Below are 25505 nucleotides of genomic sequence, written 5' to 3'. Positions count from 1 at the left end.
TGAGTTCACCGTTTCCGCAGGTCACGGCTGATGTCAGTGGCGGGGTGCAGGATGGGGGGCATGGTCAGGTCCAGCGACGGAGCCCGGGACACGGGCGACGCTCACAGCGCCCTCGACGCCCGTGGGACCCACGCGGCGCTCGACGGCTTCTCCCCCGCGACCCGCGGCTGGTTCACGGGGGCCTTCTCCGCGCCCACGTCCGCGCAGGCCGGGGCATGGCGGGCGATCGGCGCGGGTTCGGACGTGCTGGTCGTCGCGCCGACCGGTTCCGGCAAGACGCTGGCCGCGTTCCTCGCCGCGCTGGACCAGCTGGCGTCCACGCCCGCGCCGGCCGACCCGAAGAAGCGCTGCCGGGTCCTGTACGTGTCGCCGCTGAAGGCTCTCGCGGTCGACGTCGAGCGCAATCTGCGCAGTCCGCTGACCGGCATCCGGCAGGAGGCCGTGCGCCTGGGCCTGCCCAAGCCGGAGGTGAAGGTCGGCATCCGCTCCGGCGACACCCCGCAGGCGGAGCGCAGGGCGCTGGCCACGCGCCCGCCGGACATCCTGATCACCACCCCCGAGTCGCTGTTCCTGATGCTGACCTCGGCGACGCGGGACGCGCTGACGGGCATCGAGACGGTGATCCTGGACGAGGTGCACGCGGTGGCGGGCACCAAGCGCGGCGCCCACCTGGCGCTCTCCCTGGAGCGCCTCGACGAGCTGCTTCCGCGTCCGGCCCGCCGCATCGGCCTGTCGGCGACGGTCCGCCCGGTCGACGAGGTGGCCCGCTATCTGTCGCCGCAGCGCAAGGTGGAGATCGTCCAGCCGCCGTCCGGCAAGGAGTTCGACCTGTCGGTGGTCGTGCCGGTGGAGGACCTCGCCGAGCTGGGCGGCTCGCCGGTCGCCGACGGGGAGCAGAGCGCGGAGCGCCCCTCGATCTGGCCGCATGTGGAGGAGCGCATCGCGGATCTCATCGAGGCCCATCGTTCGACGATCGTCTTCGCCAACTCCCGCCGCCTGGCGGAGCGCTTGTGCAACAGGCTGAACGAGATCGCGTACGAGCGCACCACAGGGGAGGCACTCCCCGAGGACCACGCCCCGGCCGAACTCATGGGCGGCTCGGGCGCCGCGGCGGGCGCCCCCACCGTCATCGCCCGCGCGCATCACGGCTCGGTGTCCAAGGAGCAGCGCGCGCTGGTCGAGGAGGACCTGAAGGCGGGGCGGCTGCCCGCGGTCGTCGCCACGTCGAGCCTGGAGCTGGGCATCGACATGGGCGCGGTCGACCTGGTCGTGCAGGTGGAGTCGCCGCCCTCGGTGGCGTCCGGGCTTCAGCGGGTGGGCCGCGCGGGACACCAGGTGGGCGCGGTCTCCACCGGTGTCGTGTTCCCGAAGTACCGGGGGGACCTGGTGCAGTCGGCGGTGGTGACGGAGCGCATGCGCACGGGCGCCATCGAGTCCCTGCGCGTCCCGGCGAACCCGCTGGACGTGCTGGCCCAGCAGCTGGTGGCGATCACCGCCCTGGACACCTGGCAGGTCGACGATCTGCTCGCCCTGGTGCGCCGCGCCGCCCCGTTCGCCTCGCTCCCGGAGTCGGCGTTCACGGGCGTGCTCGACATGCTGGCGGGGCGCTATCCCTCCGACGCGTTCGCCGAGCTGCGCCCGCGCGTGGTGTGGGACCGCGTGGCCGGTACGGTCACGGGCCGCCCCGGCGCCCAGCGGCTCGCCGTCACCTCGGGCGGCACGATCCCGGACCGCGGCCTGTTCGGCGTCTTCCTCGCGGGAGCCGACCCGAAGAAGGGCGGCGGCCGCGTCGGCGAGCTCGACGAGGAGATGGTCTACGAGTCCCGGATCGGGGACGTGTTCACGCTGGGCACCAGCTCCTGGCGCATCGAGGACATCACGCGCGACCGTGTCCTGGTCTCCCCCGCGCCCGGTGTCCCCGGCCGCCTGCCGTTCTGGAAGGGCGACCAGCTGGGCCGCCCGCTCGAACTGGGACGCGCGGTGGGCGCGTTCCTGCGCGAGGTCGGCTCGCTGGCGCCCGAGGACGCGCGCGGCCGGCTCACCGCGGCCGGCCTGGACACCTGGGCCGCGGACAACGTGCTCTCCTACCTGGCGGAGCAGCGCGAGGCGTGCGGGCACGTCCCGGACGACCGCACCATCGTGGTGGAGCGCTTCCGCGACGAGCTGGGCGACTGGCGGGTCGTCGTCCACTCCCCTTTCGGCGCCCAGGTGCACGCTCCCTGGGCGCTCGCCCTCGGCGCCCGGCTCGGCGAGAAGTACGGCATGGACGCGCAGGTCATGCACGCGGACGACGGGATCGTGCTGCGGCTGCCCGACGCCGACCTGATGGGCCTGGACCTGCTCGACCAGGAGCCCTCCAAGCCGGGCCTGGAGTACGACGCCGACCAGGCCCCCATCGGTGCGGCGGACGTCGCCTTCGACAAGGGGGACGTGGACCAGATCGTCACCGATCAGGTCGGCGGCTCCGCCCTGTTCGCCTCCCGCTTCCGCGAGTGCGCCGCCCGCGCGCTGCTGCTCCCGAAGCGCAATCCCGGCAAGCGCACGCCACTGTGGCAGCAGCGCCAGCGCGCCGCGCAACTGCTCGAGGTGGCGAGCGAGTTCGGCTCCTTCCCGATCGTCCTGGAAGCCGTTCGGGAGTGCCTCCAGGACGTCTTCGACGTACCGGGCCTCGCGGAGCTGATGGGCGACATCGAGTCGCGCAAGGTGCGGCTCGTGGAGGTCACCACTCCCGAGCCGTCCCCCTTCGCCCGCTCCCTGCTGTTCGGCTACGTGGCGCAGTTCCTCTACGAAGGCGACTCACCGCTCGCCGAGCGCCGCGCGGCCGCCCTGTCCCTGGACTCCCGGCTGCTGGCCGAGCTGCTCGGACAGGCGGAGCTGCGCGAGCTGCTCGACGCGGACGTCCTCGCGGAGTTGGAGCAGGAGCTCCAGTGGCGCACCGAGGACCGCCGGATCAAGGACGCCGAGGGTGTCGCCGACCGGCTGCGCATGCTCGGGCCGCTCACGGACGCCGAGCTGGCGGAGCGCGGCGCGGAGCCCGGCTGGGCCGAGGAGCTCGCGGGCGCCCGCCGCGCGATCCGCGTCCGCGTCGCGGGAACGGACCACTGGGCGGCCATCGAGGACGCGGGACGTCTGCGGGACGCGCTCGGCACCGCGCTCCCGGTCGGTGTCCCCGAGGCCTTCACCGAGCCTGTCAAGGACCCGCTGGGCGACCTCCTGGCGCGCTACGCCCGTACGCACGGCCCGTTCACCTCGACGCAGGCCGCCGCGCGCTTCGGACTGGGCACCGCGGTCACCGAGGGCGCGCTGCAGCGGCTGGCCGCGGCCGGCCGGGTCGTGCAGGGCGAGTTCCATCCGGCGGGGATCGGCCAGGAGTGGTGCGACGCGGCGGTCCTGCGCAGGCTGCGACGCCGGTCGCTGGCCGCGCTGCGGCACGAGCTGGAGCCGGTGCCGCCCGCCGCGCTGGCCCAGTTCCTGCCCCAGTGGCAGCACGTCGGCGGGCACGGCCTGCGCGGCATCGACGGCCTGGTGCGGGCGATCGAGCAGCTGCAAGGCGCCTCCGTGCCGGCCTCGGCCCTGGAGAAGCTCGTCCTGCCGTCCCGCGTGAGCGGCTACGCCCCGGCGATGCTGGACGAGCTGACCGCGACCGGCGAGGTGGTGTGGGCCGGGGCCGGTTCCCTGCCCGGCAAGGACGGCTGGGTGAGTCTCTACCTGGCCGACACCGCGCCCCTGCTCCTGCCGCCCCCGCACCCCTTGGAGCAGTCACCGCTCCACCGCGCGGTCCTGGACACCCTGTCCGGCGGCTACGGCCTGTTCTTCCGTCAGATCGCCGACCAGGTCCGGGCCACGACCCACCCCGAGGCGACCGATCCCCAACTGGCGGACACCATCTGGGAGCTGGCCTGGTCCGGGCGGCTGACGAACGACACGCTGGCCCCGATGCGCGCCCTGCTCGGCTCGGGCCGCACCGCCGGGTCCACGGCGCACCGCGCGCGCCGGGCCGTCCCGCGCGGCCGCTACGGAAGCCTCACCGGCGCGGCCCGGCCCGCCTCGCGCACCGGCCCGCCCACGGTCGCCGGCCGCTGGTCGGTGCTGCCGGACCAGGAGCCCGACCCGACCGTGCGCGCGCACGCGCTGGCCCGGACCCTGCTCGACCGGCACGGCGTGGTCACCCGTGGCGCGGTCGCCGCCGAGGGGGTCGAGGGCGGCTTCTCGGCGACGTACCGCATCCTGTCCGTCTTCGAGGAGAGCGGGCAGGCGCGGCGGGGCTACGTGGTGGAAGGACTCGGCGCCGCCCAGTTCGCGATGGACGGCGCGGTGGACCGTCTGCGCGCGGCGGCGAACGCGCGCGAACGCGGTGCGGCCCCGCCCGACCCGTACGCGCCCGTCGACGCTCCGGCCCCGAAGAGCGCGGCGCCCCGCGCCCTCGTCCTGGCCGCGTCGGATCCGGCGAACGCGTACGGGGCGGCCCTGCCCTGGCCCGAGCCCCCGAGCGGCGCGGGCCACAAGCCGGGCCGCAAGGCGGGCTCCCTGGTCGTGCTCGTCGACGGCGAGCTGACGGTCTATATGGAGCGCGGCGGCAAGACCTTGCTGGCCTGGCCGACCGCCGACGGGCCGGACGATCCGACCCCGGCCGGGGTCGCCGCGGACCCGAGACTGCCCGCCGCCGCCCAGGCCCTGGCCGACGCGGCCCTCTCCGGCGCGCTCGGCACGATCACGGTCGAGCGGATCAACGGCACGGCGGCGCTGACCTCCCCGTACGCCCCTCTCCTGGAAGGAGCCGGTTTCCATGCGACGCCCCGCGGACTGCGCCTGCGCGCCTAGGCGCAGCCCGCGTCGGCCATCACCGCTCGGGACCTAGGCTGACCCCATGCCCGAAGGAGACACCGTCCTACAGGCCGCGCGGCGCCTGCACAGCGCGCTCGCGGGCCAGGTGCTGACCCGCTCCGACCTGCGCGTCCCCCGGTTCGCCACGGCGGACCTCACCGGGCGCACAGTGCTGGACGTCACCCCGCGCGGCAAGCATCTGCTGACCCGGATCGAGGGCGGCCTGACCCTCCACTCGCATCTGCGGATGGACGGCTCCTGGAAGGTGTACGCGCCGGGCGAGCGCTGGCGCGGCGGCCCGGCACACCAGATCCGCGCGATCCTGGGTACGGCGGAGCGCACGGCCGTCGGCTACCGGCTGCCCGTGCTCGAACTCCTGCGCACCTCCGAGGAGTCCAAGGCCGTCGGCCATCTCGGCCCCGATCTGCTCGGCCCCGACTGGGATCCGGACACGGCGCTGACCCGGCTGCTCGCCGACCCGGCCCGCCCGCTCGGCGAAGCCCTCCTGGACCAGCGCAACCTCGCGGGCATCGGCAACATCTACAAGTCCGAGCTCTGCTTCCTGCTCCGGGTCACCCCCTGGCTCCCCCTCGGCGAGCTGCCGCCCGGCACCGCCGAGCACATCGCGCCACTCGCGAAGAAGCTCCTCGAGGCCAACCGGGACCGTCCGATCCGCGTCACCACGGGTCGCGGCCGCCCCGACGAGCGCCTCTTCGTGTACGGACGCGCCCCGCGCCCGTGCCTGCGCTGCCGCACCCCGATCCGGGTCGCGGACCAGGGCGACGGCACCCGCGCCCGCCCCACCTACTGGTGCCCGGCCTGCCAGAAGGGCCCGTCACCCTCCCCCTGACCGGGCAATCAGCCGACCGGGCAGTCCTCTTGCCCTGGCAATCCGCCGACCAGGCAACCTCCTGACCGGACCATGTACTGACCAAGCAATCCACGCACACCAATTGACGACCCGTCAGATTCGCTCGTACGGTCCCCCCATGTCGGTCAAGGCGTACGACCTCACCGGACGCACCGCATTCGTCACCGGCGCCGCCGGCGGCATCGGGCGCGCCACCGCGGCGCTCCTGGCCGAAGCCGGTGCCACCGTGCACGGCGCGGACCGCGACACCCAGGGGCTGCACGAGACGGCGGCCCTCATCAAGGAACAGGGCGGCACGGCCCACGTCCACACGGTGGACGTGACCGATCGGGCCCAGGTCGCCGAGGCGGTGGCCACGGCCGTAGCCACGTCCGGCGGCCTCGACATCATGGCCGCGGTCGCCGGCATCATGCACCGCAGCACCGTGCTGGAGACCCAGGACGAGGACCTGGACCGCGTCCTCGCGGTCAACTTCAAGGGCGTCCTGTACGCCTGCCAGGAAGCGGCCAGGGCGATGATCGCCGCGGGCACCCGGGGCAGCATCGTCACGATGGCCTCCGGCGCGGTCGACACCGGCGGACCCGAACTGCTCTGTTACGGAGCGGCCAAGGCGGCCGTCGTCCAGCTCACGAAGACCCTGGCCACCGAGATCGGGCCGCACGGAATCCGCGTCAACGCCGTGGCCCCCGGCTGGATCCGCACTCCCATGACGAATCGGCAGGACGAGAGCGAGCAGGCCCGCGTCGAGTCCGTGATGGCGCGCATGTCGCCGCTGGGCCGTGTCGGCGAGGCCGAGGACATCGCCCACGCGGTGCTGCATCTCGCCTCGGACGCCGCCTCGTTCACGACGGGCCAGATCCTCCGCCCGAACGGAGGCGTCGCCATGCCCTGGTGACGCCCGCCCACAGTCCCCCGCCGAGCTCCCGTCCGACATCGAGCGCCCGGGCCCGCACGCGCCGCGCGCCGTGATGGCCCGGCGCCCCGACGACCCCCACCGCCCGCGACTTCGGCAGGGCGTGCACCGGCAGCAGACTCAGCCCCCAGCCCCCGGCGGCGACCGCCCCCTCGAACGCCCCCGCGTCCGGCGCGAACGCCAGCCGCAGCACCCCCCACCACCACAGCGCGCCCAGCGCCAGGGCCGGTATCAGGCGCAGCAACCGCCGCCGGCCCACCGTCACCGACCGCACCACCGCACCACCACCTCGCCCGCCGGCCGTCCGGCGACTTCAGCCGCCGTTCTCGGCCTGGAACATCCAGTGATGCTTCTCGAGGTCGGCGGTGATCCCGATGAAGATGTCCTGGCTGACGGGGTCCGCTTCCCCGGTCGCCACGACCCGATCCCGCATCTGGGTGATCACGGCGGCCAGCGCGTCCACCAGGATGGCCACCGCGTCCACGTCCTTGATCCAGCCCGCGGGCACCGCGCCGATCCCGCTCGTCCCGGCCACCGTCGCGGCCCGCCCGTCCGGCGGGACGCCCAGCGTCGAGGCGCGTTCGGCGACCGTGTCGGAGTGCAGCCGCGCGGTGTCGACGACCTCGTCGAGCTGCAGGTGCACGGAGCGGAAGCGCGGACCGACCACGGTCCAGTGGACCTGCTTCGCCACCAGCGAGAGGTCCACGAGGTCGACCAGAGCGCCCTGCAGGGCCTCGGACACGGTCTCGAGTTCGGCGTCGGACAGCGGGCTCTTCACGACGTACACGGACGATCCACCTCCACAGCGGGACGATCGGAGCGATCAACTCCACCCCACGATGGCACATTCAGACCAATCCGGACACAGCAGAGCGGGCGCCGGGCACCGCCACGGGACAACCCCGAGCGCCCCACAGCGGACAACCCCCGAACGCCCATCACCGGACACCCCGCACCGGACAACACAAAACCCCGGCGGGATTCACCCGGCCGGGGTTTCGCGCACATCTGATGCCGGTCGCAGGCGCTATGCCGCGACGACGTCCACTGCCTCCGCAGGCGCCTTGATCGTCACCCGCTCCGGCGGGACACCGGCCACGGAGACGGAATTGAGCCTCGGACGAACCGGTGCGGACACCGGCTCCGACGGGACCGCTGCCGCCGACTCGGCCAGCTCGGCGAGGGCGAGCTCGTCGCTCACCTCGCGCATCAGCTCGGACATCCGTACGTCAAGCGCGTCGCAGATAGCGGAGAGCAGCTCGGAGGATGCCTCCTTCTGCCCCCGCTCCACCTCGGAGAGATAGCCGAGCGAGACTCGGGCGGACGAGGAGACTTCGCGCAGAGTACGGCCCTGGCGCTGGCGCTGCCGACGCAGCACGTCACCCAGCAGGCGACGGAGCAGAATCATCGGTGGCTCCCTCCTCGGACCGCGTAGCCGCATCCTTCACGCCCCACCGTACCGCCTCGTGCCGCGGCCGTGCGGGGAGCGATGTCGTGTTCACTCAGGGCTGCAAACATCAAAACCCCCCGTTCTGTTCCGTATCCTGTGCCCGCGCATTCCCACTGGCGTCGCCCGAATGTGCTCCGACCAGCTCTTCCACGAGCAACCTCAGCACGCTCCGTACACTCTCCCTACGGATTTCCGTACGGTCGCCGTTCAACCGCAGCTCGAGCACTTTGCGGCTACCAGCGAAATTCTGTTCACCCTCGGAAGCACTCCGTCCGGGCCCGACGGCGGCCACATAGACGGTTCCCACGGGCTGACCGTCCTGCGGCTCGGGGCCCGCGACACCGGTCGTGGCGACGCCCCAGTCGGCGCCGAGAGCGGTCCGTACGCCGACCGCCATCTGCAGCGCGACATCGGGGTGGACCGGACCGTGCGCCGCGAGGAGCCCGGCGTCGACGCCGAGCAGCTGGTGCTTGAGTTCGGTCGCGTACGCCGTGACGGAACCGCGCAGCGCCTTCGAGGCGCCGGGCACCGCCACCACCTCGGCGGCGACGAGGCCACCGGTCAGCGACTCGGCCACGGCGAGGGTCTCCCCCCGCTCCCGCAGCAGTCGCAGCGCCTCGGCGGCCTCGTGCGTCACTTCTCGGCCGCCCCCGAGGCCGTCTCTGAAGTCGTCTCTGCGGTCGTCTCCGCAGCAGGCTCCGAGGCGGACGCCTCCGACGCGGCCTGGGCCTGCGACGCGGCCGAGGCCTCCGCGGCCTCCGCCAGTCCGGCCCGGCGCAGCACGACCGCCTGACGCACATAGTCGAGCCCGGTCACGACGGTGAGGACGACGGCCACCGCCATCACCCAGAACCGGAACGTGGCCAGCGGCCCGGTCAGCGCGAGCACGTACATGCCCACGGCCGTGCCCTGCGCGAGGGTCTTCATCTTGCCGCCGCGACTGGCCGGGATGACCCCGTACCGGATCACGACGAAGCGCAGCAGCGTGATCCCGAGCTCACGGCCGAGGATGACGCCGGTCACCCACCAGGGCAGGTCCCCCAGGTAGGACAGGCAGATCAGCGCCGCGCCCATGATCGCCTTGTCGGCGATGGGGTCGGCGATCTTCCCGAAGTCGGTGACCAGGTTGTACGTGCGCGCCAGATGCCCGTCGAAGACATCGGTGATCATGGCGACGGCGAAGGCCGCCCACGCCCAGGCCCGCCAGACGGGGTCGTACCCGCCGTCGGCCAGCAGCAGCGCCACGAAGCCGGGCACGAGCAGCAGCCGGATCATGGTGAGGATGTTCGCGATGTTCCACAGGCTGGCCTGATTGACGGCCGCAGCCCCCAGCTTGCCGCCGGGCGCCGGCCTGCCGGTCCCGCCCGCGGCGGATGCCGGGACTCCCGTCATCTGCCCGCCTCCTCAGTACAGTCGAGCGGCTCGGCGACGAGGTCCACTCCCTCGGTGCCGACCACCTTTGCCTCGACGATACGGCCGACGGTCAGACCCGCGCCGCCCGTGAGCCGCACCTGCCCGTCCGTCTCGGGCGCCTGGTGGGCTCCGCGGCCGAGGACGCCGTCCTCGTCGTCCACGGATTCGACCAGGACGTGCACGGTCTCGCCGACGCGCTCCTCGGCGCGCTGCGACACCAGCTGCTCGGCGAGGCGCGACACGCGCGCGAGGCGCTCCGCGACGACGTCCTCGTCCAGCTTGTTGTCGTACGTGGCGGCCTCGGTGCCGTCCTCGTCGGAGTATCCGAAGACGCCGATGGCATCCAGCCGCGCGCTGTTCAGGAAGCGCTCCAGCTCGGCGAGGTCGGCCTCGGTCTCGCCGGGGAAGCCCACGATGAAGTTCGAGCGGGCACCGGCCTGCGGGGCCTTGCTCCGGATGGTGTCCAGGAGCTCGAGGAAGCGGTCCGTGTCGCCGAAGCGGCGCATCGCGCGCAGCACGCCGGGCGCGGAGTGCTGGAAGGAGAGGTCGAAGTACGGGACAACCTTGTCGGTGCCCGTGAGCACGTCGATGAGGCCGGGCCGCATCTCGGCGGGCTGCAGGTAGCTGACCCGGACGCGCTCGATCCCGTCGACACCGGCGAGCTCGGGCAGCAGCGACTCCAGGAGCCGGATGTCACCGAGGTCCTTGCCGTACGAGGTGTTGTTCTCGGAGACCAGCATGACCTCCTTCACACCCTGCTCGGCGAGCCAGCGCGTCTCGTTGAGCACGTCGCTGGGGCGGCGCGAGATGAAGGAGCCGCGGAACGAGGGGATGGCGCAGAAGGAGCAGCGCCGGTCGCAGCCGGAGGCCAGCTTCACCGAGGCGACGGGCGCTCCGTCCAGGCGGCGGCGCAGGGGCGCGCGCGGCCCGGAGGCGGGCGCGAGGCCGTCGGGCAGGTCCACGGGCGCGTGCCCGGGCAGCGCGACGCCGGAGCCGGCCTCCTGGCGCTCGGCGGGGCTGATCGGCAGCAGCTTGCGGCGGTCGCGCGGGGCGTGGGCCTCGACGCTGCCGCCGGCCAGGATGGTCTGCAGGCGACCCGAGATGTCCTCGTAGTCGTCGAAGCCGAGCACGCCGTCGGCCTCGGGCAGGGCGTCGGCGAGCTCCTTGCCGTACCGCTCGGCCATGCAGCCGACGGCGACGACGGCCTGCGTTCTGCCGTGACCCTTGAGGTCATTGGCTTCCAGCAGGGCGTCGACGGAGTCCTTCTTTGCGGCGTCGACGAAGCCACAGGTGTTGACGACGGCGACATCGGCCGACTCGGCGTCCTCGACGAGCTCCCAGCCGTCCGCCTCCAAGCGGCCTGCGAGCTCCTCCGAGTCCACCTCGTTACGGGCGCAGCCAAGGGTGACAAGTGCGACGGTACGGCGTTCGGGCATGGGCTCAAGACTACTTCGTTCCACCGACAGCCCTCGCCGGGAGGTTGCCGGAAGATCGTCGAGGCCTCGGTCAGCCCTGTTCGGGGTCGCCCTTGGTGTACGTGAGGCGCTCCACCTGGCCGGGCTGGAACTCGTCCTCGATCTGCTTTCCGTTCACGAAGAGCTGGATGGCTCCGGCGTCGCCGAGGACCAGGTCGACCTTCTGGCTGTCCTGGAAGGTCTTGGACTGGCCCTGCTCGAGGAGGCCGTCGAACATGATCCGCCCGTTGTGGTCCTTGGCCGAGATCCAGCTGCGGCCGTCGGCCGCGCTGATCTTGACGGTGACCTTGTCCGCCGGGGCGGCCGCGATCGCGCTGTCGGAGGGGTCGGGCTTGGGGTCGACGGGCTTCTTCGTCGTCGGGCTCGGCTTCGGGGCCTTGCTGGTCGCGGGCGTGGAGCCCTCGGCCGCCTGCTGGCTGTCGCCGCTGTCGTCGCCACCGTTGACCACCGTGTAGCCGACGAAGGCGATCACCGCGACGATCGCGGCGACCATGGCGGCCGTCCAGTTCGGCCGGCGCGGCTCGGAGCGGATGCGCTCGGTCTCGAAGAGGGGCGTGGCCGGGGTGGGCGCGACGTGCCCGCCGTGCTCGGCCCCGTACTGGGCGAGCAGCGGCTCGGGATCGACGCCGACGGCGCGGGCGAGCGTGCGGATGTGTCCGCGCGCGTACACGTCGCCGCCGCAGCGGGAGAAGTCGTCCTGCTCGATGGCGTGGACGATCGGGATGCGCACCCGGGTCGACTGGCTGACCTCGTCGACGGTCAGGCCGGCGTCGACGCGCGCCTGCTGGAGGACGCGTCCGATCGAGGGACGGGCGTCGTCCACGGGCGGGGTGCGGTCTTCCGAAGGACGGTCGTCTTCAGGGGAGTTGCCGATGGACACGGGGGCGCCTTTCGAGCGTGTAGCCACCTGCTGGAGGTTCAGTCTAGGGGGGTTACGAAAGGGTGGGGCAACCGGGCGGTCGTACTTTGTACGCCATCGGTATGGCCCGGTGACCCGACGGCGGGACGGCGGGACGGCGGGCCGCCCTCTCGCTCAACTTGACGCACCCGAAAGGGAAACGGTTGTCCCCGCCGCCCTTACGGGTGATATCGAAATCGCAACATCGTCAGGACTGAGCCTCCCCACGGATCACGGCGAGCACTCCGTCCAGCTCATCAGGCTTCACAAGAACGTCACGAGCCTTCGAACCCTCGCTCGGCCCGACGATGTTCCGCGACTCCATGAGGTCCATGAGGCGGCCGGCCTTCGCGAAGCCCACGCGGAGCTTGCGCTGCAGCATGGAGGTCGAGCCGAACTGGGTCGAGACGACCAGCTCGGCCGCCGCGCACAGCAGCTCCAGGTCGTCGCCGATGTCCTCGTCGATCTCCTTCTTCTGCTTGGTGCCGACGGTGACGTCGTCCCGGAAGACGGGCGCCATCTGGTCCTTGCAGTGCTGCACGACGGCGTGGATCTCGTCCTCGGTGACGAAGGCGCCCTGCATACGGGTCGGCTTGTTCGCCCCCATGGGGAGGAAGAGGCCGTCGCCCTTGCCGATGAGCTTCTCGGCGCCCGGCTGGTCGAGGATGACGCGGCTGTCGGCGAGCGAGGACGTGGCGAAGGCGAGCCGGGACGGCACGTTCGCCTTGATCAGACCGGTGACGACGTCCACGGAGGGCCGCTGGGTGGCGAGCACCAGGTGGATGCCGGCCGCGCGCGCGAGCTGCGTGATGCGCACGATCGAGTCCTCGACGTCGCGCGGGGCGACCATCATGAGGTCGGCGAGCTCGTCGACGATCACCAGCAGGTACGGGTACGGCTTGAGCTCCCGCTCGCTGCCCTCGGGCGTCTTGAGCTTGCCGGTGCGGACGGCCTCGTTGAAGTCGTCGATGTGCCGGTAGCCGAACGCCGCCAGGTCGTCGTAGCGCAGGTCCATCTCGCGCACGACCCACTGGAGCGCCTCGGCGGCCCGCTTGGGGTTGGTGATGATCGGCGTGATCAGGTGCGGGATGCCCTCGTACGCGGTCAGCTCGACGCGCTTGGGGTCGACGAGGACCATCCGGACGTCCTCGGGGGTCGCCCGCATCATGATCGAGGTGATCAGACAGTTGATGCAGGACGACTTTCCGGAGCCGGTGGCTCCGGCGACGAGGATGTGCGGCATCTTCGCCATGTTCGCCATGACGTAGCCGCCCTCGACGTCCTTGCCGAGCGCGACCAGCATCGGGTGGTCGTCCTCGGCGGCGTCGGCGAGGCGCAGCACGTCCCCCACGTTGACCATCTCGCGGTCCGTGTTCGGGATCTCGATGCCGACCGCGGACTTGCCGGGGATGGGACTGATGATCCGCACGTCCGGGGAGGCGACGGCGTACGCGATGTTCTTGGCGAGCGCGGTGATCTTCTCGACCTTCACGGCGGGGCCGAGCTCGACCTCGTAGCGCGTGACCGTCGGGCCGCGGGTGAAGCCGGTGACCGCGGCGTCGACCTTGAACTCGGTGAAGACGTTCGAGAGCGAGTCGACGACCAGGTCGTTGGCGGCGCTGCGCGACTTGCCGGGCCCCCCGCGCGTGAGCAGGTCGAGGGACGGCAGCCCGTACGTGATGTCGCCGGCGAGCTGGAGCTGCTCGGCGCGCGGCGGCAGGTCGCGGTGCCCGTCGGGCGCCGACTTGGTGAGGTCCGGCACGGCGAGCCGCGACGGCGTGTCCTCGGCCTTGGCGGGCGGCTGCTTGGCCCGCGCGCCCGGCACCGGCGCCGAGCGCTCGGTCGCGGACGTGTCCTCCTCGGCGCGCTCGGCGCCGACGCCCTGGGTGAGGTCGGCGACGAGCGGCGACGGCGGCATCCCGTGCAGGACGGCGCCGTCGAGCGCGGCGGCCGCGGCGGCGGCCACGTCCACGGCGTCCATGGGGCGGTCCATGGCGGGCTGCACAGAGCCGCGCCGGGGGCGGCGCCGCTTGGAGAGGGCGTCTTCCTCTATGCGGTCCGGGTCGAACGCGTCGGGAGTCAGGGCGGCGGCGCGGCGGCGGGGGCGCGCGGGCGTGGCCTCGCGCCACTCGTCGTCGTACGCGTCCTCGTCCTGCTCGTCGAAGGGCGTGTCGTCGTGCACGATGCCGAGCTTCACGCCGAGCAGGCGCAGGCGCTGCGGGATCGCGTTGACCGGGGTCGCGGTGACGACGAGGAGGCCGAAGACGGTGAGGAGGACGAGCAGCGGGACGGCGAGCACCTCGGTGACGGTGAAGCTCAGCGGCGTCGCGACGGCCCAGCCGATCAGCCCGCCCGCGTCCCTTATGGCGCGCATGCCGTCGCCGCGCGCGGGTGCGCCGCAGGCGATGTGGACCTGGCCGAGGACGCCGATGACGAGCGCGGACAGGCCGATGACGATGCGCCCGTTGGCCTCGGGCTTCTCGGGGTGCCGGATCAGGCGGACGGCGATGATGCCGAGCAGGATCGGCACGAGCAGGTCGAGCCGGCCGAAGGCACCGGTCACCAGCATCTCGACGAGGTCGCCGACGGGGCCGCGCAGATTGGACCAGGTACCGGCGGCGCAGATCAGCGCGACGCCGAGCAGCAGCAGGGCGAGGCCGTCCTTGCGGTGCGCCGGGTCGAGCCCCTTGGCGCCACGCCCTATGCCGCGGAACATCGCGCCCACACTGTGCGCGAGGCCGAGCCACAGGGCCCTTACGACCTTGTAGAGGCCGCCCGTCGGATTGGGTGCCGGCTTGGGCGCGGCCTTCTTCGCCGCGGCCCTCTTGGCGGGTGCCTTCTTGGCCGGTGCCTTCTTGGCGGGGGCTCTTTTCGCAGGGGCCTTCTTCGCCGGAGCCTTGGTCGGCGCGGCCGCCTTCTTCGCGGGCGTCTTCTTGGCTGCGGGACGTGAGGCCATAGGTGTGAGGTTACCGGGGAGGGCGACCCGGGACACGTGTGCCCACCGCTTCACCCGTTCGTGTCGCGGACTGACGTGCCGTGAGCTGACGCGGCCTCAAGGGCCGGTCAGCACCTCGGATCTGCACCTCGGTTCCGCGCCTAGGACCGGACCGGGCCTCTTGAGTCTTCCGCTCAGTTCTGCGACGGGAGCGTGGGCGCGCCGCTGCCGGTGCCGGGCTCCAGCGCGTCGAGCGCTCTGCGCAGTCCGGTCAGCTTGCGCTCCAGATGCGCCGCGGTGGCCACCGCGGCCGCGTCCGCCGAGTCGTCGTCGAGCTGCTTGGAGAGCGCCTCGGCCTGCTCCTCGACGGCGGCGAGCCGCGCCGACAGCTCGGCGAGCAGCCCCGCGGGCTCCTTCGTGTCGCCCACGGCCTTGCCGCCGCCCTCCAGCTGGAGGCGCAGCAGGGCGGCCTGCTCCCGCAGTTGGCAGTTCTTCATGTACAGCTCGACGAAGACCGAGACCTTGGCGCGCAGCACCCACGGGTCGAACGGCTTCGAGATGTAGTCCACCGCGCCGGCCGCGTAGCCCCGGAAGGTGTGGTGCGGGCCGTGGTTGATCGCGGTGAGGAAGATGATCGGGATGTCGCGTGTCCGCTCGCGGCGCTTGATGTGCGCGGCGGTTTCGAATCCGTCCATTCCCGGCATCTGAACGTCCAGCAGAATGACCGCGAAGTCGTCCGTGAGCAGCGCTTTGAGCGCTTCCTCCCCGGACGATGCCCGCACCAGCGTCTGATCGAGCGCGGAGAGAATGGCCTCCAGCGCCAACAGATTCTCCGGCCGGTCATCGACCAGGAGGATCTTGGCCTTCTGCACCATGGCCCGCCCTCCTCGCCCCGGCATGGGGCCGCCCCTGTCCGCAGGACTCGGGGTGGCTCCTGCCGCCGCCCCGGGGAACGACTCCCTTGCGCCGCCCGTCCTTGTGCCGGTCATGGTAGCCGCACCCCGCCTGTCGCCACACCCTGTCACCGCGATGTCACTGTGCACGTAGCAGAAACGTAGCGGGAGACCTGAAGGTTCCCCGATTCCCGTACTTCTACACGAGTTCGACCACACTCAGTCAGCAAGTACACGTGAAGGTTCCGAATTCCGGTCACTCACCGCGCATCCACTGCTCCATCACAGCGAGCAGGTGATCAGGATCGACCGGCTTCGTCACATAGTCGGAAGCCCCGGACTCGATCGCCTTCTCCCGGTCGCCCTTCATCGCCTTCGCGGTGAGGGCGATGATCGGCAGCCCCGCGAACTGCGGCATCCGCCGGATCGCCGTCGTCGTCGCGTACCCGTCCATCTCCGGCATCATGATGTCCATCAGCACGACCGTCACGTCGTCGTGCTGCTCCAGGACCTCGATGCCCTCACGGCCGTTCTCCGCGTACAGGACCGACAGGCCGTGCTGCTCCAGGACGCTGGTCAGGGCGAACACGTTGCGGATGTCGTCGTCGACGATGAGGACCTTCTCGCCGCCGAACTGGAAGGCGCGCCGCGGCTTCGGTGCGCTCTCCTCCGCCGCCGCGTCCCAGCGCTCGCGGCCCTGCGGCCCCGAGCCGTTCGCCCGCGCCCCGAGGTCCGTGCCCTGCTCGGGCGCCGGCGCGTGCCTGCGCCGCCGCCTGAAGAGCGCGGCCGCACCGCTCTGCGTCTCCTGGTACGACTTCACCTCGGCCGGGGGCTCCGACTCGGTGGACTCGGGCGCGGGCTCGAGGGCCAGCGGGCGCCCCGGCTCCACGGACGGCGCCAGCTGCGCGTACCCCTGGGGCGGCAGCTCGGCGGGGTGCAGCGGCAGGTACAGCGTGAACGTGGAACCGCGTCCGGGCTCGCTCGCCGCGTGGATCTCACCGCCCAGCAGGCGGGCGATCTCGCGGCTGATGGACAGGCCGAGCCCGGTGCCGCCGTACTTGCGGCTCGTCGTGCCGTCGGCCTGCTTGAACGCCTCGAAGATGACGCGCATCTTGCTGCCCGCGATGCCGATGCCGGTGTCGGTCACCGAGAACGCGATCAGGTCGGCGTCCGCGTCCTGCAACGAGCCCGCTTCCAGGAGCTGTTCGCGGATGGCGTGGGGCACGTCGCTGCCGGCGGGCCGGATGACGAGCTCCACCGCTCCGGAGTCGGTGAACTTCACCGCGTTGGACAGCAGGTTGCGCAGCACCTGGAGGAGGCGCTGTTCGTCGGTGTGCAAGGTGGTGGGCAGTTCCGGCGAGACCCTTACGGAGAAGTCGAGTTGCTTCTCCGCGGTCAGCGGCCGGAACGTCGCCTCCACGTAGTCGACGAGCTGCACCAGGGCGATGCGGGTCGGCGACACGTCCATCTTGCCCGCCTCGACCTTCGACAGGTCCAGGATGTCGTTGATCAGCTGCAGGAGGTCCGAGCCCGCCCCGTGGATCGTCTCGGCGAACTCGACCTGCTTGGGCGTCAGGTTCGCGTCCGCGTTGTCGGCGAGCAGCTTCGCCAGGATGAGCAGCGAGTTGAGCGGCGTCCGCAGTTCGTGCGACATGTTGGCGAGGAACTCGCTCTTGTAGCGCATCGACACGGCGAGCTGCTCGGCACGCTCCTCCAGGACCTGCCGCGCCTCTTCGATCTCGGTGTTCTTCACCTCGATGTCGCGGTTCTGCCGGGCGAGCAGCTCGGCCTTCTCCTCCAGCTCGGCGTTGGATGCCTGGAGGGCCTTCTGCCGGTTCTCCAGCTCGGCCGAGCGCTCGCGCAGCTGCTCGGTCAGCTCCTGCGACTGCTTCAGCAGGACCTCGGTCTTGGAGTTCACCGAGATCGTGTTGACGCTCGTCGCGATCATCTCGGCGATCTGGTTCAGGAAGTCCTTCTGGATCTGCGTGAACGGCGTGAACGACGCCAGCTCGATCACACCGAGCACCGTGCCCTCGAAGAGCACGGGGATCACGACGACCTGGGCCGGCGGCGCCTCCCCGAGCCCGGAGGCGATCTTCAGGTAGCCACTGGGCGCGTTGTCCACGAGGATCGTGCGCCGCTCCTGGGCGGCCGTCCCGATGAGCGTCTCGCCGGGCCGGAACGAGGTCGGCATGGACCCCATCGAGTAGCCGTAGCTGCCCAGCATGCGCAGCTCGTACGCGTCCTCGTCGGTGGTCGCCGGGTCCGCGGCCTCGTCGAGGGGCAGCGCCATGAAGAACGCGCCGTGCTGCGCCGACACCACGGGCGTCAGCTCGCTCATGATCAGCGAGGCCACGTCGTCGAGGTCGCGGCGGCCCTGGAGCAGGCCCGAGATGCGCGCCAGGTTGCCCTTGAGCCAGTCCTGCTCCTCGTTGGCGATCGTGGTGTCGCGCAGGTTCGAGATCATCTTGTTGATGTTGTCCTGGAGGACCTGGATCTCGCCCGCCGCGTCGACGTCGATCTTGAGGTTGAGGTCGCCGCGGGTCACCGCGGTGGCGACGGCCGCGATGGCGCGCACCTGACGGGTCAGGTTCCCGGCCATCTCGTTCACGGACTCGGTGAGGTCGCGCCAGGTGCCGTCCACGTCACGCACGCGTGCCTGGCCGCCCAGCTGCCCCTCGGTGCCCACCTCGCGGGCCACGCGCGTGACCTCCTCGGCGAACGACGACAGCTGGTCGACCATCGTGTTGATCGTCGTCTTCAGCTCGAGGATCTCGCCGCGCGCGTCGATGTCGATCTTCTTGGTCAGGTCACCCTTGGCGATGGCCGTCGTGACCATCGCGATGTTGCGCACCTGGCCGGTGAGGTTCGACGCCATGCCGTTCACGGACTCGGTGAGGTCCTTCCACGTCCCGGACACGCCAGGTACGCGGGCCTGGCCGCCGAGGATGCCGTCCGTGCCCACCTCGCGGGCCACCTTGGTGACCTGGTCGGCGAACGAACTCAGCGTCTTCACCATGGTGTTGAACGTGTCGGCGAGCTGTGCGACCTCGCCGCGCGCCTCGATGGTCACCGTGCGGGTCAGGTCGCCGTTGGCGACGGCCGCGGCCACCTGCGAGATGTTGCGCACCTGCATGGTCAGGTTGTTGGCCATCAGGTTGACGTTGTCGCTCAGGTCCTTCCAGATGCCCGTGACGCCGGGGACGCGCGCCTGGCCGCCCAGCTGGCCCTCGGTGCCCACCTCGCGGGCCACGCGGGTCACCTGCTCGGCGAACGACGACAGCTGGTCGACCATCGTGTTCACCGTGGTGACGAGTTCGAGGATCTCGCCCTTGGCGTCGACGGTGATCTTCTTGGAGAGGTCACCACGCGCCACCGCTGTAGTGACCTCGGCGATGTTGCGCACCTGAAGGGTCAGGTTGTTCGCCATGCCGTTCACGGACTGCGTCAGGTCCTTCCACGTACCCGACACACCCTGCACCTCGGCCTGTCCGCCGAGGATGCCGTCCGTACCCACCTCACGGGACACCCGCGTCACCTGCTCGGCGAACGCGGAGAGCTGGTCCACCATCGTGTTGAGGGTGTTCTTCAGCTCCAGGATCTCGCCGCGCGCGTCCACGTCGATCTTCTGCGAGAGGTCACCGCGGGCGACCGCGGTGGCGACCTGCGCGATGTTGCGCACCTGGGCCGTGAGGTTGCCGGCCATGCCGTTCACGGAGTCGGTCAGGTCGCGCCACACACCGGCCACACCGGGCACCTGCGCCTGCCCGCCCAGGCGGCCTTCCGTACCCACCTCACGGGCCACGCGGGTCACCTGGTCCGCGAAGGCGGACAGCTGGTCGACCATCGTGTTGATGGTGTTCTTCAGCTCCAGGATCTCGCCGCGCGCGTCCACGTCGATCTTCTGGCTGAGGTCACCACGCGCTACAGCGGTAGTGACCTGAGCGATCTGCCGCACCTGTGAAGTCAGGTTCCCGGCCATGAAGTTGACGGAGTCGGTGAGCTCCTTCCACGTGCCGCTCACGCCGTCCACGCGGGCCTGGCCGCCGAGGCGGCCCTCCGTGCCCACGTCGCGCGCCATACGGGTCACCTGGTCGGCGAAGCTCGACAGCTGGTCCACCATCGTGTTCACGGTGTTCTTCAGCTGGAGCATCTCGCCGGACACGTCGACGGTGACCTTCTGGGAGAGGTCGCCGTTCGCCACCGCCGTCGTCACCTGGGCGATGTTCCGCACCTGTCCGGTGAGGTTGCGGAAAGCCGTGTTCACAGAGTCTGTGAGGTCTTTCCAGGTGCCGGCGGCGCCCACGACGAGCGCCTGGCCGCCGAGCTCACCCTCGACACCGATCTCCCGTGCCACGCGCGTGACTTCGGCACCGAAGGCCGACAGCTGGTCCACCATCGTGTTCACGGTGTTCTTCAGCTCGAGCATCTCGCCCGCGACGTCGACGGTCACCTTCTGGGAGAGGTCACCGTTCGCCACCGCCGTCGTGACAGTGGCGATGTCACGCACCTGGGTCGTCAGATTCCTGAAAACCGTGTTGACCGAGTCCGTGAGGTCCTTCCACGTGCCGGCCGCGCCCGGCACGTTGGCCTGACCGCCGAGCTGGCCCTCGGCGCCCACCTCGTTGGCGACGCGCGTGACCTCGTCCGCGAACGTGCGCAGCGTCTCGGTCATCTGGTTGATCGTCTCGGCGAGCTGGGCCACCTCGCCGCGCGCCGACACCGTCACCTTCCGGGACAGGTCACCGTTGGCGACCGCCGTGGTGACCTCGGCGATACCGCGCACCTGGGCCGTCAGGTTGCCGGCCATCAGGTTCACCGAATCGGTGAGGTCCTTCCACACGCCGGCCACACCGGGCACCTGCGCCTGCCCGCCGAGCTCACCCTCGGTGCCCACCTCACGGGCGACGCGGGTCACCTCGGAGGAGAACGAGGACAGCTGGTCCACCATCGTGTTGACGGTGTTCTTCAGCTCGAGCATCTCGCCCGCGACGTCGACGGTGACCTTCCGGGACAGATCACCCTTGGCCACGGCCGTCGTCACGAGAGCAATGTCACGCACCTGAGCGGTGAGCCGGTACGCCATGTTGTTGACGGAATCCGTGAGGTCCTTCCATGAACCGGACATTCCGCGCACCCGGGCCTGACCTCCGAGCTTGCCCTCGGTCCCCACCTCGCTGGCCACGCGGGTGACCTCGTCGGTGAAGGTGGAGAGCTGGTCGACCAGGTTGTTGACCGTCCGGCCGACCTTGAGGAACTCGCCGCGCAGCGGATGCCCGGTCCCGTCCCCCGGCCCCTGCGCCCGCAGCTCCATCCGGGGCGACAGATCACCCTCCGCGACCGCGGAGAGCACCCTGCTGACCTCTGAGACGGGCCGTACGAGGTCGTCGACCAGGGCGTTCGACGCGCTCACCGCGGCGGCCCAGGATCCCTCGCAGGCGCCCTCCTCCAGCCGCTCGGTCAGCTTGCCCTCGCGCCCGACCATGCGCCGCACGCGCGACAGCTCACCTGTCAGATGCAGGTTCCGGTCGGCCACCTCGTTGAAGACGGCCGCGATCTCGGACATCACGCCGTCGCCGCTGACCGTCAGCCGCTTGCGGAAGTTGCCGTCCCGCATCGCGACCAGACCGGCCAGCAGCCGGTTCAGCGAGGCCGTGTCGACCGTCGTCGTGCCACTGCCGCCGCGCGATTTGCGCTGTTTCGTCAGGGACTGTCCGCCTTCCGCGCGCGCTTTCTTGCCCCGCGTCGCTGCGCCAGACTCCACTGTGTCCCTCCCGCAGGGGTCGACCTGTACTGCTCGGGTTGCTCGGTTTCGCTTCTACCGCCGCATCCGCGTTTCGATGCGTACCGACAGGAAGCTTGCCCAGTGTTTCACCATGGCTGAACCAGGCCATAACAGTTCGGCAGCTTCGCACACCCTCCGCACACCCGCCCGGCGGAAACACTGGCGACCGGCATCCGCACGAACGGCGAAGGTAAGTAACCTGGGCAGCGGCTGTCCACCCACCCCGGTCCGCCCGGCCTGGTCGGTGGCGGAAAACGAGCGGGCATCGGAGGGGCGGCCGAGACATGGGTACGGGAGACCTGGGCCTCGACATTCGTACAGCGAGTACTACTCGTACAGGGAGTTCTGTGATCACCGCGCGCGCGGCCGCCACTTTCGAACCCGTCGGGCGCTCCGTCGCGACCGCCCGCTCCTTCGTGCGCGACACCCTCCAAGGGTGGGGCTACAGCGACATCATCGACGACGCCGTGGTGCTGACCAGCGAGCTCGTGACCAATGCCGTCGTCCACGCGGGCACGTCCGCGGAGGTTCTGTGTCTGCGCAGTGAGGACCACGTCCGCATCCAGGTCTCCGACCGCTATCCGGAACGGGAGATCCCGCTCCAGTCCGCGGCCATCAACATGGGCAGCCCCGACCGCGAGGGCGGCCGCGGCCTCCAGCTCTGCGCCGCACTCGCCGGCCGCTGGGGCGTCGACTACTCGGCCACCCACAAGCTGGTCTGGTTCCAACTCGACCTGCCCGAGCGGTCGGTGGGCACCCGCACCGCCGGCCCCGCGCTCCCCTCGGCCCTGCTCCCGCTCGCCGACGAGCGCGTCCGCGTCGCCGTGGTCCAGATCGACAAGACGGGCGCCATCACCGCCTGGAACGAGGACGCCGAGCACCTGTTCGGCTACCCGGCCGAGCAGGTCGTCGGCAAACCCCTCACCGACCTCGCGGCCTGGCCGCACACCCCCGGTACAAGTACCGGCATCGCCGAAGCGCTCCAACTGTCGCGCTGGGAGGGCAGTTACGGCATCCGCGGCGCCGACGGCCGCGTCACCCCCGTCTACGCATCGCACCTGCGCGTACGCGACACCGACGGCGATCCCTCCACGGTCTGCCTCCTGGTGCGCGACCACGAGCGGGCCGTCCTGCAGACCCCGCTGCGCGTGCCCGCCCCCGACTCCTCCTCGCACGGCGACGGCCAGGGCTCGGATCCCTTCGAGGTCTTCATCGGCTCACCGGCCCCCGACGACCTCGACGGCCTGCTCCAGCGCACCGTGGAGCGCGCCCGCGACATGCTCGACGGCGACTCCGCCTTCCTGCTCCTCGCGACGGACGACGAGACCGAGCTGGAGGTCCGCGCCTCCACCGGACTGCCCTCGGCCCGTCAGCGCTTCGCGCGCGTGCCCGTCGAGGTCGGCCCCGGCCGCTACGGATCGGCCCGCATGCCCGCCGTCCACGAGGACCTCACCCAGGTCCCGGGCGCGGTCCCGCTCCTGAACGGCACGGGGATGCGCTCGGTCGTCACGGTCCCCCTCAAGGTCGAGGGCCGCCTCACCGGCTCGCTGGGCGTCGCGGCGGAGGCCCCGGACCGCTACTCCAACGAAGAGGCCCTGCGGCTCCAGTTCGCCGCGGACCGCATCGCGCTGGCCGTCGAGTCCGCCCGCCTGGGCGAGCTCGAGAAGCTGCGCCGCGGCTCGCTGAGCTTCCTCGTGGAGGCGTCCGACCTCCTGGCCGGCACGCTCGACCGCGACCAGACCCTCGCCCTCATGGCACAGATGACGGTCCCGACGCTGGCCACCTGGTGCGCCGTCTACACGATCGCCGACCAGTCCTCCGAGCCGTACCTCTCCTATGTGCTGCACGAGGACGAGGAACGCATCGATGGCCTGAAAGCCCTGCTTTCCAAGATCGCGCCGCCGGAGCCGGTCCCGACCCCGGGCGCCCGCGTCTGGTCCGCACCGGCCGAGGCCGCCCACCAGGCGGCACTGCGCACGTCCATGCGCAGCCTCGGCCTCGGCGCACCGGCGAGCGTCAGCTCGGGCATCGGCACCACCTTGCAGACGGCCTCGGCCGTCGGCGGCGAGACGGTGGTCCTCCCCCTGGTCGCGCGCAACCGCGTCATCGGCATGCTCACCCTCGGCAAGCCGACGGACGAGCACTTCCGCCAGGAGATCCTGGAGCTCGCCGAGGACCTGAGCCGCCGCGCCGCCCTGGCCCTCGACAACGCCCGCCTCTATTCGGAGCGCATGGCGATCAGCCAGTCCCTGCAGCGCAGCCTCCTCCCGCCGGAGCTCCCGGAGGTCCCGGGCGTCGAGGTCGAGGTCATCTACCGCGCGGCCGGCGAGGGCAACGAGGTCGGCGGTGACTTCTACGACCTCTTCCCGATCCGTGACGGCGCGTACGGCTTCGCCATCGGCGACGTCTGCGGCACCGGCCCGGAGGCCGCCGCGGTCACCGGCCTGGCCCGTCACGCCCTGCGCCTCCTGGCCCGCGAGGGCTTCGGCGGCCCCGCCGTCCTGGAGCGTCTGAACGCGGCGATCCTGGACGAGGGCGCCCGCAGCCGCTTCCTCACGCTCCTCTACGGGGAGTTGTGGCCGCAGGAGGACGGCTCGGCCGTCCTGAAGATGGTCTGCGCCGGACACCCCCTGCCGCTGCGCCTGCGCCAGGACGGCACGGTCGTGCCGTTCGCCGAGCCCCAGCCGCTTCTGGGTGTCATGGACGACCTCGAGCTGTACGAGCAGACGATGACGCTCGACCCGGGCGACGTCCTCCTGTGTGTCACGGACGGCATCACGGAGCGCCGCGAGGGCACGCGCATGCTGGGCGACGACGGTCTGGCCGAAGTCCTGTCCACGTGCACGGGTCTGACGGCGGGTGCGGTGGCCGCGCGCATCATGCGTGCGGTGGAGCGGTTCGCCGCGGACGCCCCGTCGGACGACATGGCCATCCTGACGATGCGCGTCGCCGGCCTGCATCACGACTGAGGCCCGGGTCGCACCCGCTCCGGCGGGTGCGACCGTCCTGTCCGGCCCAACGAAAAAGGCCCCCGCCCGATCAGGGCGGAGGCCTCAATTCCCGAGCCCCCAAGCGGAATCGAACCGCTGACCTTCTCCTTACCATGGAGACGCTCTACCGACTGAGCTATAGGGGCCTGTCGCTTTCGCGGTTTCCCGCGCGCCAACAAGAAAAAGCATACCTGAAGTTCAGGGCTCTTCGAACCACCCTCCGGTGGCCGTTCTTCCGTTTCAGAATGCCGGCTGGAGGAGTCCGCCGAGCGCATTGCAGTTCGCCACCAGCCGCTGCAACTGGCGCCGGGACATACGCCCGTCGACCGGCAGCGCCAGTGTCTCGTCAGCGGCCCGCTCCGTCTCCGGCAGCGCGACATCCCGCCGGAAGGCCGGCATGCGGTGCACTGGCGTCTTCACGGGCACGCTGCACTCGATCCCCTTGCCCCGCAGCACCCGCGCGAAGGCGTCCCGGTCGGGCCGCCCGTTCCCGGGCACCCGCACGACGTACTGCTGATAGGTGTGCCCGTCATGCCCCTGAGGCGTCCGTACGCCGCTGAGCCGCCCGCTCAAGTACGCAGCGTGGGCCCGACGTTGCACGACCTGGTCGTACGGCTTCTCGGCCTCACCGTGCTCGAGAACCAGCAGCCCGTGCTTGGCCCCGAGCTCCCGGAGCCGGGCGACATCGGCCCGGCGCCCGAAACGGTGCACGGGGACGACGGCCGCCGTCCGCTCGTTCACGCAGGCGGCGACGTGCGCGGGGTCGATGCAGTACGTGTCCGGATCGATGTCGGCGAAGACGGGGGCGGCCCCGGTGCGCGCGACGGCCTCGGCGATCTCAGAGTTGCCGTAGGCAGGGACGATGACCTCGTCGCCGGTACCGATGCCGGCGGCCTGCAGCATTGCGACTGTGCCCATGACCCGGATGGTCGTCGTCCAACGTGAACGAACGGTGACACACAACAAAAAAGCCTCTGGCCCCGAGCAGAATGCTCAGGACCAGAGGCTTTATCAAAAGGAGTTCGGCGGCGTCCTACTCTCCCACAGGGTCCCCCCTG

Annotated in this window: 15 protein-coding genes and 1 tRNA gene; 4 read left to right on the top strand and 12 right to left on the bottom strand. The window is 71.3% G+C overall.

The window, feature by feature from the left end; all coding sequences use genetic code 11:
* The first annotated feature begins 60 nt into the window (after window positions 1–60).
* From ACIBTU_RS29820 to ACIBTU_RS29810, 3 genes are all read left to right on the top strand, one after another.
* Entirely contained in the window at window positions 61–4821 is a 4761-nt protein-coding gene (locus tag ACIBTU_RS29820) for an ATP-dependent helicase (RefSeq protein WP_399129639.1), read from the top strand.
* Between the two features lie 46 nt (window positions 4822–4867).
* Complete coding sequence (locus ACIBTU_RS29815) at window positions 4868–5674, top strand: Fpg/Nei family DNA glycosylase (RefSeq protein WP_399129638.1); 807 nt, start codon at window positions 4868–4870, stop codon at window positions 5672–5674.
* Between the two features lie 139 nt (window positions 5675–5813).
* Window positions 5814–6590, top strand: a complete 777-nt coding sequence (locus tag ACIBTU_RS29810) for an SDR family NAD(P)-dependent oxidoreductase (protein WP_399129637.1) — start codon at window positions 5814–5816, stop codon at window positions 6588–6590.
* Here ACIBTU_RS29810 and ACIBTU_RS29805 read toward each other — a convergent pair.
* The 10 genes from ACIBTU_RS29805 to ACIBTU_RS29760 all read right to left on the bottom strand — a co-directional run bounded on the left by ACIBTU_RS29805 (window position 6538) and on the right by ACIBTU_RS29760 (window position 21436).
* Window positions 6538–6885: a hypothetical protein gene (locus ACIBTU_RS29805; protein WP_399129636.1), complete on the bottom strand. Its 348-nt coding sequence runs from the start codon at window positions 6883–6885 to the stop codon at window positions 6538–6540. The two genes, ACIBTU_RS29810 and ACIBTU_RS29805, sit on opposite strands and share 53 nt — an antisense overlap.
* 36 nt (window positions 6886–6921) lie before the next feature.
* Window positions 6922–7395, bottom strand: a complete 474-nt coding sequence (locus tag ACIBTU_RS29800) for a Dps family protein (protein WP_399129635.1) — start codon at window positions 7393–7395, stop codon at window positions 6922–6924.
* Between the two features lie 240 nt (window positions 7396–7635).
* Complete coding sequence (locus tag ACIBTU_RS29795; RefSeq protein WP_399129633.1) at window positions 7636–8016, bottom strand: helix-turn-helix domain-containing protein; 381 nt, start codon at window positions 8014–8016, stop codon at window positions 7636–7638.
* Window positions 8017–8125: 109 nt separating this feature from the next.
* Complete coding sequence (locus ACIBTU_RS29790; RefSeq protein WP_399129632.1) at window positions 8126–8695, bottom strand: CinA family protein; 570 nt, start codon at window positions 8693–8695, stop codon at window positions 8126–8128.
* On the bottom strand, window positions 8692–9450 hold the full coding sequence (gene pgsA / locus ACIBTU_RS29785; RefSeq protein WP_399129631.1) for a CDP-diacylglycerol--glycerol-3-phosphate 3-phosphatidyltransferase: 759 nt from the start codon (window positions 9448–9450) through the stop codon (window positions 8692–8694). The genes ACIBTU_RS29790 and pgsA overlap by 4 nt, the downstream gene beginning before the upstream one ends.
* The gene (rimO, locus tag ACIBTU_RS29780; RefSeq protein WP_399129630.1) at window positions 9447–10907 is read right to left on the bottom strand and encodes a 30S ribosomal protein S12 methylthiotransferase RimO; all 1461 of its coding nucleotides are present in this window, start codon (window positions 10905–10907) and stop codon (window positions 9447–9449) included. Before rimO ends, pgsA begins: the two co-directional genes overlap by 4 nt.
* Before the next feature lie 70 nt (window positions 10908–10977).
* Window positions 10978–11826 (bottom strand): helix-turn-helix domain-containing protein, encoded by an 849-nt coding sequence (locus ACIBTU_RS29775; RefSeq protein ID WP_399129629.1) that lies wholly within the window; start codon window positions 11824–11826, stop codon window positions 10978–10980.
* 226 nt (window positions 11827–12052) lie between these two features.
* On the bottom strand, window positions 12053–14800 hold the full coding sequence (locus tag ACIBTU_RS29770) for a DNA translocase FtsK (RefSeq protein WP_399129628.1): 2748 nt from the start codon (window positions 14798–14800) through the stop codon (window positions 12053–12055).
* A gap of 173 nt (window positions 14801–14973) precedes the next feature.
* Complete coding sequence (locus ACIBTU_RS29765) at window positions 14974–15654, bottom strand: two-component system response regulator (RefSeq protein ID WP_188336495.1); 681 nt, start codon at window positions 15652–15654, stop codon at window positions 14974–14976.
* A gap of 274 nt (window positions 15655–15928) precedes the next feature.
* Window positions 15929–21436, bottom strand: coding sequence for a HAMP domain-containing protein (locus ACIBTU_RS29760; protein ID WP_399129627.1), 5508 nt, complete (start codon window positions 21434–21436; stop codon window positions 15929–15931).
* Between the two features lie 368 nt (window positions 21437–21804).
* Here ACIBTU_RS29760 and ACIBTU_RS29755 point away from each other — a divergent pair, with 368 nt between their 5' ends.
* Window positions 21805–24426 carry a SpoIIE family protein phosphatase gene (locus ACIBTU_RS29755; protein WP_399129626.1) on the top strand — a complete coding sequence of 874 codons (2622 nt, stop codon included), beginning with the start codon at window positions 21805–21807 and terminating at the stop codon, window positions 24424–24426.
* A 94-nt stretch (window positions 24427–24520) separates the two neighbouring features.
* Here the strand turns inward: ACIBTU_RS29755 and ACIBTU_RS29750 are convergent.
* Window positions 24521–24593 (bottom strand) — tRNA-Thr (locus ACIBTU_RS29750).
* A gap of 94 nt (window positions 24594–24687) precedes the next feature.
* The gene (locus ACIBTU_RS29745; RefSeq protein ID WP_399129811.1) at window positions 24688–25350 is read right to left on the bottom strand and encodes a DegT/DnrJ/EryC1/StrS family aminotransferase; all 663 of its coding nucleotides are present in this window, start codon (window positions 25348–25350) and stop codon (window positions 24688–24690) included.
* Window positions 25351–25505 lie beyond the last annotated feature (155 nt).

It is taken from the genome of Streptomyces sp. NPDC050145, assembly GCF_044460245.1.
Taxonomy (GTDB): domain Bacteria; phylum Actinomycetota; class Actinomycetes; order Streptomycetales; family Streptomycetaceae; genus Streptomyces.
The sequence above is the reverse complement of the archived record's forward strand: the minus strand, read 5'-3'. Positions and strand labels throughout refer to the sequence as shown.

Bases quoted from the DNA above. Each gene is read 5' to 3' on its own strand.
- ACIBTU_RS29820 (WP_399129639.1), top strand. From the start codon at position 61: ATGGTCAGGTCCAGCGACGGAGCCCGGGACACGGGCGACGCTCACAGC.
- ACIBTU_RS29815 (WP_399129638.1), top strand. From the start codon at position 4,868: ATGCCCGAAGGAGACACCGTCCTACAGGCCGCGCGGCGCCTGCACAGC.
- ACIBTU_RS29810 (WP_399129637.1), top strand. From the start codon at position 5,814: ATGTCGGTCAAGGCGTACGACCTCACCGGACGCACCGCATTCGTCACC.
- ACIBTU_RS29795 (WP_399129633.1), bottom strand. From the start codon at position 8,016: ATGATTCTGCTCCGTCGCCTGCTGGGTGACGTGCTGCGTCGGCAGCGC.
- pgsA (WP_399129631.1), bottom strand. From the start codon at position 9,450: ATGACGGGAGTCCCGGCATCCGCCGCGGGCGGGACCGGCAGGCCGGCG.
- rimO (WP_399129630.1), bottom strand. From the start codon at position 10,907: ATGCCCGAACGCCGTACCGTCGCACTTGTCACCCTTGGCTGCGCCCGT.
- ACIBTU_RS29770 (WP_399129628.1), bottom strand. From the start codon at position 14,800: ATGGCCTCACGTCCCGCAGCCAAGAAGACGCCCGCGAAGAAGGCGGCC.
- ACIBTU_RS29765 (WP_188336495.1), bottom strand. From the start codon at position 15,654: ATGGTGCAGAAGGCCAAGATCCTCCTGGTCGATGACCGGCCGGAGAAT.
- ACIBTU_RS29745 (WP_399129811.1), bottom strand. From the start codon at position 25,350: ATGCTGCAGGCCGCCGGCATCGGTACCGGCGACGAGGTCATCGTCCCT.